This window comes from Agromyces tardus (assembly GCF_003710805.1).
Taxonomy (GTDB): Bacteria; Actinomycetota; Actinomycetes; order Actinomycetales; family Microbacteriaceae; genus Agromyces; species Agromyces tardus.
In genome coordinates, this window is record NZ_RHHB01000031.1 from 1 (window position 1) to 13624 (window position 13624).

11 protein-coding genes are annotated in these 13624 nt (G+C 72.5%); 1 reads left to right on the forward strand and 10 read right to left on the reverse strand.

Translation table 11 applies throughout. From position 1 onward, the window contains the following. Nucleotides 1-1266 (reverse strand): DNA polymerase IV (locus EDM22_RS13545; RefSeq protein ID WP_122937621.1); only part of this gene is annotated, 1266 nt, incomplete at its 3' end. Between the two features lie 83 nt (nt 1267-1349). Continuing rightward, entirely contained in the window at nt 1350-2039 is a 690-nt protein-coding gene (locus tag EDM22_RS13550; protein WP_122937622.1) for a hypothetical protein, read from the reverse strand. A gap of 172 nt (nt 2040-2211) precedes the next feature. Here EDM22_RS13550 and EDM22_RS13555 point away from each other — a divergent pair, with 172 nt between their 5' ends. Beyond that, a complete protein-coding gene (locus EDM22_RS13555; RefSeq protein ID WP_170964140.1) occupies nt 2212-3507 on the forward strand; it encodes an acyltransferase family protein in 1296 nt (431 codons plus the stop codon). 10 nt (nt 3508-3517) lie between these two features. On the opposite strand, the gene gatB is transcribed toward EDM22_RS13555, so the two are convergent. The 8 genes from gatB to mnmA all read right to left on the reverse strand — a co-directional run bounded on the left by gatB (nt 3518) and on the right by mnmA (nt 13556). After that, nucleotides 3518-5032, reverse strand: coding sequence for an Asp-tRNA(Asn)/Glu-tRNA(Gln) amidotransferase subunit GatB (gene gatB / locus EDM22_RS13560; protein WP_122937624.1), 1515 nt, complete (start codon nt 5030-5032; stop codon nt 3518-3520). Continuing rightward, the gene (gene gatA, locus EDM22_RS13565; RefSeq protein ID WP_122937625.1) at nt 5032-6561 is read right to left on the reverse strand and encodes an Asp-tRNA(Asn)/Glu-tRNA(Gln) amidotransferase subunit GatA; all 1530 of its coding nucleotides are present in this window, start codon (nt 6559-6561) and stop codon (nt 5032-5034) included. Before gatA ends, gatB begins: the two co-directional genes overlap by 1 nt. Beyond that, nucleotides 6558-6860 carry an Asp-tRNA(Asn)/Glu-tRNA(Gln) amidotransferase subunit GatC gene (gene gatC, locus EDM22_RS13570; protein ID WP_122937626.1) on the reverse strand — a complete coding sequence of 101 codons (303 nt, stop codon included), beginning with the start codon at nt 6858-6860 and terminating at the stop codon, nt 6558-6560. The genes gatA and gatC overlap by 4 nt, the downstream gene beginning before the upstream one ends. Nucleotides 6861-6915: 55 nt before the next feature. After that, nucleotides 6916-8718, reverse strand: a complete 1803-nt coding sequence (locus tag EDM22_RS13575) for an alkaline phosphatase family protein (RefSeq protein WP_122937627.1) — start codon at nt 8716-8718, stop codon at nt 6916-6918. Between the two features lie 12 nt (nt 8719-8730). Next, the gene (gene ligA / locus EDM22_RS13580; protein ID WP_245989381.1) at nt 8731-10965 is read right to left on the reverse strand and encodes an NAD-dependent DNA ligase LigA; all 2235 of its coding nucleotides are present in this window, start codon (nt 10963-10965) and stop codon (nt 8731-8733) included. A gap of 82 nt (nt 10966-11047) precedes the next feature. Next, nucleotides 11048-11335 carry a hypothetical protein gene (locus tag EDM22_RS20070; RefSeq protein ID WP_245989382.1) on the reverse strand — a complete coding sequence of 96 codons (288 nt, stop codon included), beginning with the start codon at nt 11333-11335 and terminating at the stop codon, nt 11048-11050. 149 nt (nt 11336-11484) lie between these two features. After that, entirely contained in the window at nt 11485-12291 is an 807-nt protein-coding gene (locus EDM22_RS13585; protein ID WP_245989383.1) for a YrzE family protein, read from the reverse strand. Between the two features lie 143 nt (nt 12292-12434). Further along, entirely contained in the window at nt 12435-13556 is a 1122-nt protein-coding gene (mnmA, locus tag EDM22_RS13590; RefSeq protein ID WP_122937628.1) for a tRNA 2-thiouridine(34) synthase MnmA, read from the reverse strand. Nucleotides 13557-13624: the final 68 nt, after the last annotated feature.

A 13624-nucleotide genomic window follows, 5' to 3' on the forward strand; every position in this document is an offset into this window, starting at 1 on the left:
GCCCGCGGTGCCCGCGCCACGCGAGCCGGCGCGCCGCGCGGCGCGCGCGCCCTCGCCGGCGGGCCGCACGAGCGCGGCAGGACGCACGGCGCCTCGACCGAAACGCGCTGCGACCTCGTCGATCGTGCGCTCGGCGTCGCGCCACTCCTCGTCGGGGTCCCAGAGCAGCGCGCCGTCGCCCGTGGGGCGCAGCTGCTCGGCGCGCACGCCGATGAGCCGCACCCGCTCCCCGTCGCCCACCAGCCCGGTGAGCGCGGCGGCCGCCTCGTCGTAGATGCGGCGCGCGACATCCGTGGGCTCGGACAGGGTACGCGACCGGGTGACGGTCGTGAAGTCGCCGTAGCGGAGCTTGAGCGTGACGGTGCGGCCGACCAGGCGGGCCTTGCGCAGCCGGGCGCCCACATCGGCGGCGAGCCGCAGGAGTTCGCGCGCGATCTGGTCGGGGTCGACGAGGTCGTGGTGGAACGTGACCTCGTGCCCGATGCTCTTCTCGACTCGTTCGGTCGTGACGTCGCGGGGATCGTCGCCATTGGCGAGCCGCGCGAGCCGAGCCGCGAGCGACGGGCCGACCGCCCGGGTGAGCGCGTCGGCGGGCATCGCGGCGACGTCGCCGACCGTGCGCAACCCGAGCCGAGCGAGCGACTGCTCGGTGACCCGCCCCACGCCCCACAGCGCGGAGACCGGCAGCGGGTGCAGGAACGCGACGGTCTCGGATGCCGGGACCACGAGCATGCCGTCGGGCTTGGCGCGGCTCGAGGCGACCTTGGCGACGTACTTGGTGGCCGCGACGCCCACCGAGCACGTGAGGCCCGTCTCGGCGCGCACGCGCTCGCGAATCGTCCACGCGATCTCGGCGGGACTCCCGTGCAGGCGCCGCGCGCCGGACACGTCGAGGAAGGCCTCGTCGATCGAGAGCGGCTCGACGAGCGGGGTGAGCTGTTCGAAGATCGCCATGACCCGCTTCGAGTACTCGGAGTAGCGCGCGTAGTCGCCACGCAGCACGATCGCGTTGGGACACCGCTGCAGTGCGAGCGACATCGGCATCGCCGAGTTGACCCCATACCGTCGCGCCTCGTAGCTGGCGGCGGCGACGACGCCGCGGCCGGCGGTGCCGCCGACCAGCACGGGCTTTCCGCGCAGCTCGGGCCGGCGGAGGAGCTCGACCGACACGAAGAACGCGTCCATGTCGACGTGCAGGATCGGGGTCGCCGAATCGTCGACCGGGCCGGTGGTGACCTGGCGCGACGAGCCGTCCTGCTTGCTCATGCTGCGACCCTATCCGCGACCGCCGTCATCGGGCGCACGTCGCCGGTGCCGAGGCGCCACGCCCGGATGCCGCGCAGGACCGCTCAGAACCCGCCGAAGTCGCCGCCGCCGAAGTCGCCGAAGCCGCCACCGCCGAAATCGCCACCGCCGAAGTCGCCACCGCCGAAGTCGCCGCCGCCGACGTCACCTCCCGCGTCCCCGCCGAAGTCGCCGCCGGTGTCCCCGGATGCATCCGCGCTCGCGTCCGAGCCCGCATCACCCGAGTCGGCGCCCGCATCACCCGAGTCGCCGCCCGCGTCGAACGACGACGGGTCGGGAAGGAACGCCTGCGCGATCGCTGAGCCGATCACGACGCCGGCGATCGTGCCGAGCATGGAACTGCCGATCATCGACCCCATCGACGGGCCCGCCTGCATGGGGCGCCCGTTTGCGGCGGGCATCCCGGAGAAGGCGCGCTCCATGCTGCCGGGCGACCGGAGCTCCTGGCGTGTCGCCGCCCGGGCGAGGGCGCCCGGCTCGTCCGAGACGATGCGCTCCCCGGCCGGCGCTTCCTCGGAGAGGGTGCGGAACACCTGCGCGCGTTGCTCGGGGGTGAGCTTCGCGAACGCCTCGGCGTGCACCGCCTCGATGGACTCCGGCGGGGCCGTGCGCAGCAGGTAGCGGTAACGCTCGATGGCGAGCTCGTCCTCGCTCAGCCGGCGGGCCTGCGGCACCGGCGGCGGCGGTGCGGTGCGCTCGTCGGATGCTCCGAACAGTCGGTCCAGGAAGCCCATGATGTCCTCGTCAATCGCTCAGGGGACGACCAATCTACGGATCGCCACAGGGAGGAACCTGTGAGCGTCGCGGTCGCTCGCCGTGTCGTCGACGCCAACGCCGCGCCGGTGTGCGAGGTCGTGCCAGACTTGCGCCAGGACCAGCCCAGTCAGCGTCGAGTCGGAGGGGCCCGTGAGCGAGTCGAGCGCACCGCGCCCCACGCCGGTTCGGGTCGCCGGAGCGGCCCGCGACCCCGTGATCGACCTCGTGCGGGTGCTCTGCGTCATCATCGTCGTGGTGGGCCACCTGCTCATGATCGGCGCGGCGATCGTGCCGGGTCGCGGCCTCGTGGTCGAGCGCACGCTCCTGGAGACGAACTGGGTGGCACCGGTCTCGTGGGTCGCGCAGGTCATGCCCCTCTTCTTCGTCGTGGGCGGCTTCGCCGGCATCGGAGCGTGGCGACGGCTTGAGGCGGCGGGCGGGACGGCGGCGGAATTCATCCGCTCCCGCGTCCTGCGCCTCGCGCGACCGTCGATCGCCCTGTTCGCCGCCCTCGCGCTCGCCGTGCTGGTGATGCACCTCACCGGCGTCGACCCCGCGGCGATCCGATTCATCGCCCTCGGTGTCTCGTCACCGTTGTGGTTCCTCGCGGCCTATGCGTTCGCACAGGCCTACCTGCCGGGGCTCGCGACGTTCCACACGCAGGCACCGGGGCGGACGCTCGCGGCCCTGGCCGGCGGCGCGCTGCTGTTCGACGTGCTGCGGTTCGTCACCGGCATCGAGGCACTCGGCCTGCTCAACATGACGTTCGTGTGGCTGTTCGCGCAGCAGCTGGGCTTCTGGGTGGCCGACGGATGGTTCCGGGCGCGGCGGAGACGCACGATCCTCGCGATCGCCGTCGCCGCCTACCTGCTGCTCGCCGGACTCGTCGAGCTCGGGTACCCCGGGAACATGCTGGACAACCTGAATCCGCCGACGTTCGCCCTCGTGGCGCTCGCGGTTGGGCAGACGTGCCTCCTCGTGCTCGCGTATCCCGCCCTCGAGCGTCTGGCGTCGGTGCGCATCGTGCGGTTCGTCGTGGCGACCGTCGGGTCCCGCCTCGTGACCATCTACCTGTGGCACCTGCCGGTGCTCGCGCTCGTGGTCGGACTGCTCCTGCTGACCCCGCTGCCGATGCCCGCGTCGGGCTCGCCGGCCTGGTGGTTCACGCGCCCGGTGATCCTGGCGCTCATGGCCCTCGTGCTCGCCGGGATCTCGGCGCTCGTGGGACGCCTCGAACGCCCTGCGCCCCTCGACTCGCCCGCCGCAGACTGGTCCACCGGCATCGCGGCCGCCTGCATGGTGCTCCCGCCGTTCGCCGTGATCGTCGCGGGGCTGGGGTTCACCGTGGCCGCGTCGAGCGCCCTGCTGCTCACGGCGGCCGTGCTCCTGCAGCGACCGGTGCCGGCCCGCCCCCGCGAGCGCGGGCCGAGCACCGTGAGCCCGTAGTCGTCGCCGCTCAGCCCTGGGCGCGCTCCAGCACGAGCTCGCGCACGCGCGCGGCATCCGCCTTGCCCTGCATCGCCTTCATGACGGCGCCGATGACGGCGCCCGCCGCCTGCACCTTGCCGTCGCGGATCTTCGCGAGCACGTCGGGCTGCGAGGCGAGTGCGTCGTCGATCGCGGCGATGAGCGCGCCGTCGTCGGAGACGACCGCGAGGCCGCGAGCCTCGACGATCTCGCGGGGCGATCCCTCGCCCGCGGCGACGCCCTCGAGCACCTGGCGCGCGAGCCGGTCGGTGAGCACGCCCTCATCGACGAGCGCCGCGAGCTCGGCGACCTGGGCCGGCGACGCGAGCGACGCGGCATCCGTCTCGCGCGCGTTCGCGACGCGGGTGAGCTCGCCGGTCCACCACTTGCGCGCGGCAGCGGGCGACGCGCCCGCGGCGACGGTCTCGGCGACCTCGACCAGCAGGCCGCCGTTCACGACGTCCTGGAACTCGAGATCGGTGAAGCCCCACTCGCCCTTCAGGCGGCGACGTCGGGCGGCAGGCGGCTCCGGGAGCGCGGCGCGCAGCTCGTCGATCAGCTCGGCCGTGGGCTCCACGGGGAGCAGGTCGGGCTCGGGGAAGTACCGGTAGTCGTCGGCGTCGGACTTGGGGCGGCCCGCGCTCGTCGTGCCGGTGTCCTCGTGCCAGTGGCGCGTCTCCTGCGTGATCGTGCCGCCGCCGGCGAGGATCGCCGCCTGGCGCTGGATCTCGTAGCGCACCGCGCGCTCGATCGAGCGCATCGAGTTGACGTTCTTCGTCTCGGTGCGCGTGCCGTACTTCTGCTCGCCGCGCGGGCGGAGCGAGACGTTGGCGTCGCAGCGCAGGTTGCCGCGCTCCATGCGCGCCTCGGAGATGCCGAGCGAGAGCACGATGTCGCGGATCGTCGACACGTACGCGCGCGCGAGCGCGGGCGCATCCGCCCCCGCGCCCTCGATGGGACGCGTGACGATCTCGACGAGCGGCACGCCCGCGCGGTTGTAGTCGACGAGCGAGTACTCGGCGCCCTGGATGCGGCCGGTGGAGCCGCCGACGTGCGTGAGCTTGCCCGCGTCCTCCTCCATGTGCGCGCGCTCGATCGGCACGGTGAAGGTGCGGCCGTTCTCGAGCTCGACCTCGACCGATCCGTCGAACGCGATGGGCTCGTCGTACTGCGAGATCTGGTAGTTCTTCGCGAGGTCGGGGTAGAAGTAGTTCTTGCGCGCGAAGCGGCTCGACGGGGCGATCTCGCAGCCGAGCGCGAGGCCGAGGCTGATCGAGTAGCGCACGGCGGTGCCGTTCACCACGGGCAGCGAGCCCGGCAGGCCGAGGCACACGGGGGTGATGAGCGTGTTTGGCTCGGCGCCGTGGAACGCGGAGTTCGCCGGGTTCGGCGCCGACGAGAACATCTTCGTCGTCGTGTTGAGCTCGACGTGCACCTCGAGCCCGATCACCGGGTCGAAGCGCTCGAGCGCCTCGTCGAAGTCCATCAGTGCAGCGCGCGCCATCAGACCACGCCCTCCTCGGTCGCCTTGAGTTCGTGGGTGGACAGGTCGGGGGCCTGGTTCAGCAACGGGCCGCCCCACCGGTCGACGAGCAGCGCCTCGAGCGCGCCGCCGACGTTGTAGAGCCGGGCGTCCTCGCGAGCGGGCGCGAGGAACTGGATGCCGACGGGCAGGCCGTCTTCGGGCGCGAGACCCGCGGGCAGCGAGATGCCGGGGACTCCGGCGAGGTTCGCGGGAATGGTCGCGACGTCGTTGAGGTACATGGCGAGCGGATCGTCGAGCTTCTCGCCCAGGCGGAACGCCGTCGTGGGCGCCGTGGGGGTGGCGAGCACGTCGACGTTCGCGAACGCCGCGTCGAAGTCGCGCTGCACGAGCGTGCGCACCTTCTGCGCGCTGCCGTAGTAGGCGTCGTAGTAGCCGGCCGAGAGCGCATAGGTGCCGAGGATGACGCGGCGCTTGACCTCGGGCCCGAAGCCGGCCTCGCGCGTGGCCGCCATGACCTGCTCGACCGTGCCGCCGCCCTCGGGGGTGACGCGCAGGCCGAACCGCACGGAGTCGAACTTCGCGAGGTTCGAGGACGCCTCGGCGGGCATGATCAGGTAGTACGCCGCGACGGCGTACTCGAAGTTCGGGGTGCTGACCTCGACGATCTCGGCGCCGTTGCGCTCGAGCAGCTCGAGCGCCTCGTGGAAGCGCGAGCGCACGCCGGCCTGGAAGCCGTCGGTGTCGAGCTCCTTCACGACGCCGATGCGCAGGCCCGAGACATCCGCTCGCCGCACCGCCTCGGCCATCGACGGCCACGGGTCGGAGATCGACGTGGAGTCGAGCGGGTCGTGCCCCGCGATGACGTCGTGCAGCAGCGCCGAGTCGAGCACCGTGCGCGAGACCGGGCCGACCTGGTCGAGCGAGGAGGCGAGGGCGATGGAGCCGTAGCGGCTGACGCCGCCGTAGGTGGGCTTCACGCCGACCGTGCCCGTGACGTGCGCGGGCTGGCGGATCGAGCCGCCGGTGTCGCTGCCGAGCGCGATCGGCGCCTCGAAGGCCGCGACGGCCGCAGCGGAGCCGCCACCGGAGCCGCCGGGGATGCGATCGAGGTCCCACGGGTTGTGGGTCGGGCCGTAGGCCGAGTGCTCGGTGGAGGAGCCCATCGCGAACTCGTCCATGTTCGTCTTGCCGAGCGGGACCATGCCGGCCTCGCGCACCTTGCGCACGGGAGTCGCGTCATAGGGCGGGATCCAGCCCTCGAGGATGCGCGAGCCCGAGGTCGACGGCATGCCGGTGGTGACCAGGACGTCCTTGATGGCGATCGGCACGCCGGCGAGCGGGCCGAGCTCCTCGCCGGCGGCACGGCGACGGTCGATGTCGGATGCCGCGTCGAGGGCGGCCTCGTTCACGTGGAGGAACGCGTGCACCGCACCGTCGACGGCGGCGATGCGGTCGAGGTGGGCGCGGGTCGCCTCGACGGACGACACCTCGCCCGAGGCGAGCTTCGCGCCGAGCTCTGCGGCGCTGAGGCGGATCAGGTCGCTCACTGCTCCTCCCCCAGGATCGCGGAGACCACGAAGCGCGTGTCGTCGTGCTCGGGCGCGCCCGCGAGCGCCTGCTCGGTGGTGAGCACAGTGTCGCCGACGACGTCGTCGCGCATGACGTTGCGCAGCGGGATGGGGTGGCTCGTGGGCGGCACGTCGGGCGTGGCGACCTCGCTCACCTTCTCGACGGCCTGCATGATCTGGCCGAGCTCCGTCGTGAGGTGCTGGATCTCTTCGTCGGTGAGGGCGATCCTCGCGAGGTTCGCGAGGTGCGCGACCTGCTCGGCGCTGATTTCGGACATGCTGCTCCGTCGTGTCGTGGTGGGGATGCACCCGATTCTATCGGGGCGCGCCGGGCTACCGCGGTGCGCCGAACAGGCCGATGCCGTACTTCTGGAGCAGGTCGTACGCGTCGCCGTAGGTCTGCGGTTCGGGCTCCGAGCCGTCGCCGTACTTGGCGATGAGCATGCCGAGGAGCCCGCGGGCGGGCGGGCTGAGGGGGGCGGTGCGCTGGGCGTCGGCCGGATGCGGCTTCGCGGACTCGGGGTTCGGCGGCGTGTACTGGGGCGTGGTCGCCGGCCAGGTGAGCGGATGCCGCGGGTGGTCGAGGTTCACGGCGTTGCCGAGGTCGGGGGCGCCCTCGTCGCGCTTCGTGAGCGGCTTCAGCTTGTGCAGCTTGCTGAGCGTCGCGATGACGGACCCGTGGTGCATCGTGTCGTTCACGACCGTGCCGGCCGCGGTGTACGCCGAGATGGCGATGGCGGGCACGCGGCAGCCGAGCCGGTCGAAGGTGAAGCCCATCTCACCGGGCTTCGCGTCGGGATGCGGCGGGGTGGCAGCGGGCGGGGGCACGTGGTCGTAGGTGCCGCCGTGCTCGTCGAAGGTGATGAGCAGCATCGTGTTGAGTGCGTTGGACCCGCCCGTCGTGGCGCTCTCCCGGATCGCCGAGTACACGTCGTGGATGAGCACCTCGCCCGCGCGCACGTCGGAGACGGCGCTGTCGGTCACCTCGGCGCCGTCGACCTCGGACTCGCGGAGCGGCCCGACGGGCGGGTGGAAGTCGTTGTGGTCGTACACCAGGCGCGGCTCGATGAAGGCGTACGGCGGGAGGGTGCCGTTCTCGACGTCGTCGTAGAACTGCTCCATGGTGGCGAAGTGCTCGGTGCGCCAGTACTTCTCGAGCGCGGGCGCGTGGATGATGCCGGTCAGGGAGACGAGCTGCACCGCGTCGAAGTAGATGCGCCAGTCGAGCCCGGCCTCCTCGAGGCGGTTGAAGATCGTGGGGGTCGCCTTCGCGTCGAGCCACTTGCGGTAGCCGTCGCCGCCGCGGTTGGTCACGAAGCCGTGCGACGTGGAGGCGTGGAAGAACGACCGGTTGCAGAACGTCTGCGACGGCACCGCGCAGTGCCAGGCGTCGTAGACCGCGAAGCCCTTCGCGAGCGTCGAGAGCACCGGCAGCATCTGCGGCGAGAACGAGCCCATGATCTGGCGGATGTCGCGGTGCCCCGACGCGTGCACCTCGTGCTCGACGTGGTTCGCGTAGTCGACGAGGAAGCCCTGCATCGTGGCGGACGCACCGTCGTCGGGCGCGTTGTACGGCGCCGTCATCTTCTCGACCGGGGCCGTGCCGTTCGACGCGGGCCGGATGGTGCCGAAGAGCTGGGTGTTGACGTGCGGGTACTCCTCGCCCGGGTCGGGATGCGGGCGGCTCATGATCGTGTCGGTGCCGCCGTCGTAGACGTGCGCCGCGATCACCTCGCCGTCGGGGCTCGTGTTGGAGTAGCTGCCGAAGGCGAGTCCGTCGAAGCTCGCGCCGTCGGGCAGGTCGTCGGGCCCGTAGAGCCAGCCGAGCAGGTTGTCGAACGAGCGGTTCTCGCCCATGAGCACGACGAGGTGGTCGAAGCCCGGCGAGTGCCGAGCCGGGATGGGCGTGGAGACGGGCGCGAAGCCCTCGGCGCCCTCGGTGACCCCCAGCGAGTGGCCCACCGCGCCACCGGCTGCTGCCGCGGCACCGCCGGCGACCACCGCGGTCGCGCCCGCCACGCCCCCGATCTTCAGGAAGTCGCGACGGGTTGCGCCGCGCGCGGACGGTTCATCGTGCGCGCCCGTGGTGTCGTCGCTCCCGGCACCGTGCGCCGACGCCTCGTCGTTCGATGTCATCCACCCCGCCGTTCACTCGTCGAGCGCCGCAGGCCCCTTCGTCACGAGCACCGCGAACTGTGCGGCGTCGAGTACCCGGATGCCGAGCGCCTCGGCCTTGGCGAGCTTCGATCCCGCCCCGGGGCCGGCTGCCACGAAGTCGGTGTTCTTGGAGACGCTCGACGCGGCCTTGCCGCCTGCGGCGATGATAGCCTCCTGCGCTCCCTCGCGGGTGAAGCCCTCGAGCGAGCCCGTGGCGACCACCGTGAGCCCCGCGAGCACGCCGCCGGATGCCGCCGCCGCCCCCGGGCCGGGGTGGCCGGGCGTCGCGAACTGCACGCCTGCGGCGGCCCAGCGCTCGACGATGTCGCGGTGCCAGTCGACCTCGAACCAGTCGAGCACGGCGTCGGCGATGATGGGCCCCACGCCCTCGACCTCCGCGAGCTCCTCGCGGGAGGCCGCCCGGATCGCGTCGAGGGAGCCGAAGTGGTCGGCGAGCGCGCGGGCGGCGACCGGGCCGACGTGCCGGATGTTGAGCGAGACGAGGATGCGCCAGAGCGGCTTCGTCTTCGCCTTCCGGATCTCGTCGATGAGCTTGAGGCCGCTCGCCGACGGCTGCGGGCCCACGACGCCCTGCTTCTTCTCGGCGGCGCTGGGGTTGCGGCGGAAGGGCGCCCGCACCCTCGCGGTGCCGTCCTCCTCGAGCTTCTCGAGGCCCGTCTCGGCGTCGCGCACGACGACCTCGATGGGCGTGAGGTCGTCGACCGTCAGGTCGAAGAGTCCGGCCTCGGTGGGCAGCGGCGGCTCGGCGGGCACCCGGGGCTGGGTGAGCGCGGCCGCCGACACCTCGCCGAGGGCCTCGATGTCGAGCGCCCCGCGCGAGCCGATGTGCTCGACCCGGCCGCGCACCTGCGCCGGACATGCCCGCGCGTTCGGGCAGCGCAGGTCGATGTCGCCCTCCTTCATCGCCCGCAGCGGCGTGCCGCACTCGGGGCACTCCGCCGGCATGACGAACGGGCGCTCGGACCCGTCGCGCAGCTCGACCACCGGGCCGAGCACCTCGGGGATGACGTCGCCCGCCTTGCGCAGCACGATGGTGTCGCCGATGAGCACGCCTTTGGCCTTCACGACGTCTTGGTTGTGGAGGGTGGCCTGGCGCACCACGGAGCCGGCGACGCGCACGGGCTCCATCACGGCGAAGGGCGTGGCACGCCCGGTGCGCCCGACGCTCACGACGATGTCGAGGAGCTTCGTGTTGACCTGCTCGGGCGGGTACTTGTAGGCGATCGCCCACCGCGGCGCACGACTCGTGGCGCCGAGCTCGTCGTGCAGCGCGAGCTCGTCGACCTTCACGACGACGCCGTCGATCTCGTGCTCGACCGAGTGCCGGTGCTCGCCGTAGTAGGCCACGAACTCCTGCACGCCGGCGATGCCGTCGACCACGCGATACCGCGTGGAGGTGGGCAGGCCCCAGCCGCGCAGGAGCTCGTAGACCTCGGACTGCGCCGACACCGGCGGATTCGGCCACGCGCCGATGCCGTGCACGAGCATCTGCAACCGGCCGAGCCGCGCGTGCATGAGCTCGAGCTGCGCCGCGTTCTTGCCCTCGGCCTTCTGGCGCAGCGATCCGCTCGCCGCGTTGCGGGGGTTGGCGAACTCGCGCTCGCCCGCCTCGGCCTGGTGCGCGTTCAGGTCGTCGAACGCCGCCGTGGGGAAGAACACCTCGCCACGCACCTCGACGAGCGCGGGGTGGCCCTCGCCCGCGAGGCGCGCCGGGATGCCGGGGATGAACCGCACGTTCTCGGTGACGTCTTCGCCCACCCGGCCGTCGCCGCGGGTCGCGGCCGATACGAGCCTCCCGCGCTCGTAGCGGAGGTTGATCGCGAGCCCGTCGATCTTGAGCTCGCACAGCCAGTGCACTGCGCGACCGGCGGATGCCTCGGCGCGGGCCGCCCACTCGGCGAGCTCGTCGGCCGAGAAGACGTTGTCGAGGCTCAGCATGCGCTCGGCATGCTCGACGGGGGCGAAGAGCGTGGTCTCGCCGCGGCCGCCGACGGTGAGGGTGGGGCTGTCCTGGCTCTGCAGCTGGGGGTAGGTGCGCTCGAGCTCCTCGAGCCGGTGCATAAGGCCGTCGTACTCGGCGTCGGAGATGATGACGGTGTCGCGCTCGTAGTACGCGTCGCGCGCCTCGTTGATGCGGATCGTGAGCTGCTCGACCTCGTCGGCGGCGTCGGTGAGGCTCAGGGCGGTGTCGATGTCGGCGTCCACGCGCCCAAGTCTAGGGAGGACCGCCGACGCTCGGACCGGGCACGCCACCGCGGCGGCCTGCCCGGTCGGCTCGGGCGTCGCGTCAGCAGTAGGTCGCGTCGTTGCCGTCGATCGAGGCCAGCAGGGAGCCCAGTCCGCCGGGGCCGTCGACGCCGAAGAGCCGTGCGACGTTGCCGATTCCGAGGCGCGGCTCGTCGAACGAGCTCGAGTGGGAGCCGAGCCCGCCGTCGGAGCGGGCCGCCTGGGCCGAGACGACGCCCCAGCAGTTGCTGCCGTCGGTTTCGGCCGCGACAGCGGGACCGGCCAGGGTGAGGCTGGCCGCGAGGCCGAGGATGCCGGCCACGGCGAGGGTGCGAGTGCGAGTACGCATGTGAACCTCCTTGTTCGAGGCGGTCGGAGCGGCCGCCTGAGAGGTGTTCGTCGCGGTCGCATCGACGGATTGGATCGGATGCGGCACACGTCCGCCCGCGGCATCCGATCGACGGATGCCGCGGGCGGACGCGGTCGCGCGCAGGGAACCTACCGCGCGTCGACGAAGCCCGCGCGGTCGACCTTGCGGTGGTAGTGCGTGCCGGCCTTGCCGCCGAGGATCGCACCGCCGAGGCTCGCGACCACGACGATGGCCGCCGTGATGATGCCCGCGAGCGTCAGCTGGCCCTCGCTCACGGGGATGCGCGGGAAGCTGTTCAGGTTGCCGAGCACGTCGTACTGGCTGCCGAGGACCACGCTGAGCAGGGCCACGACGATCGCGATGACGAGCGCCCAGACCCACACGGCGAGGCCCTGGATGAAGCCGTTGAAGCGCGCCATGCGCCCGGCGACGTAGCCGCCGCACCAGTACGACACGAACAGGATGACGAGCAGCGCGATCGCGCCGATCCACCCGATCGTGTCGGTCGGAACCGTCGCCCCGGCGGCGGTGCTGTCGGTGGCATCGATGACGCCGAGCCCGAGCGCCGCACCCGTGGCGGCGAGGAGCGCGGTCAGGATCACGGCGGTTCCGGTGGCGGTGAGCCACCCGAAGAAGGCGGAGCCGATCTTCACGCCGCCGAAGGCCTCCCGCTGGCGGCCGACGACTTCCCGCCGCTCGGCGGTGGGGTCGGCCACGACGCGGCGGTCGGCCACCTCGTTGCGGTCGTCGATGCCGTCGCGGCTCCGGTCGACGACCTGGTTGCGGTCGTCGATGCCGTCGCGGTTCCGGTCGACGACCTGGTTGCGGTCGTCGATGCCGTCCGCGTTCCGGTCGACGGGCATCGCCCTGGTGTCGCTCGCCACCGGCACGGACTGGTCGACGGGACGTTCGGCGGGTTCTCGCGGGGTACTCACTGTGTTCCTCCTCGTTGTCGCCTCTGCGCGCCGGGGTGTGGCGCGACCGAGAATCTACGCGAGGGGATGCCGCGACCGAGAGGCCTTGACACGGCGCGGACGACCGCGCAACACGCGCGAGCGACGCTCGCGGGATCGGGCGCTCAGGCGTCGACCGGCACGGCGCTCACCGTGCGGTCGATCGTGCACTGCCCGAGCACGCGCGTGCCGACGTAGACGACGGCGGTCTGCCCGGGCGCGACGCCGTCGAGCGGGGTCTCGGGCGTGACGACGAGCTCGGCGGAGCCGGCGGCATCCGTGGACACCCTTGCGATCGCGGGCACCGGGTCCGCGTGCGCGCGGATCTGCACCTCGCACGCGAACGGCTCGGCGGGATCGGCCGGCGGCTCCCCCGCCCACGTGAAGCGGGAGCCGGCGATCTCGGCGATCGCGAGCGCCTCCTTGGGTCCGACGACGACCGTGTTCTGCTTCGGACGCACCTCGAGCACGAAGCGGGGGCGTCCGTCGGGCGCGGGCGTGCCGAGGTGCAGGCCGCGACGCTGGCCCACCGTGTAGGCGTGCGCGCCCTCGTGCGAGCCGACGACGGCGCCCGCGCGGTCGACGATGTCGCCCGTCTCGGTGCCGACCCGCTCGGCGAGCCAGCCGCGCGTGTCGCCATCGGGGATGAAGCAGATGTCGTGCGAGTCGGGCTTCTGCGCGACGCTCAGTCCGCGCCGTGCGGCCTCCTCGCGCACGAGCTGCTTCGAGGGGGTGTCGCCGAGCGGGAAGTACGCGTGCGCGAGCTGCTCGGCGGTGAGCACGCCGAGCACGTAGCTCTGGTCCTTGGCCCACGCGCTCGCGCGGTGCAGTTCGCGGTTGCCCGCGGCATCCGTCTCGATCTTCGCGTAGTGGCCCGTGGCCACGGCGTCGAAGCCGAGCGCGAGCGCCTTCTCGAGCAGCGCGGCGAACTTGATGCGCTCGTTGCAGCGCATGCAGGGGTTGGGCGTGCGGCCGGCCGTATATTCGGCGATGAAGTCGTCGACGACGTCGGCCTTGAACCGCTCGGAGAAGTCCCACACGTAATACGGGATGCCGAGCACGTTCGCGGCGCGCTGGGCGTCCATCGAGTCCTCGATCGTGCAGCAGCCGCGGCTGCCCGTGCGCAGGGTGCCGGGCATCCGGCTGAGCGCGAGGTGCACGCCGACGACGTCGTGCCCCGCCTCGACGGCGCGCGCAGCGGCCACGGCGCTGTCGACGCCGCCGCTCATCGCTGCAAGAACCCGCATCGTTCCAGTGTACGTTCGGCGTTCTGGGCGGATGCCGCGAGCGCCCGCCGGTCGAGTAGGCGCGCCAG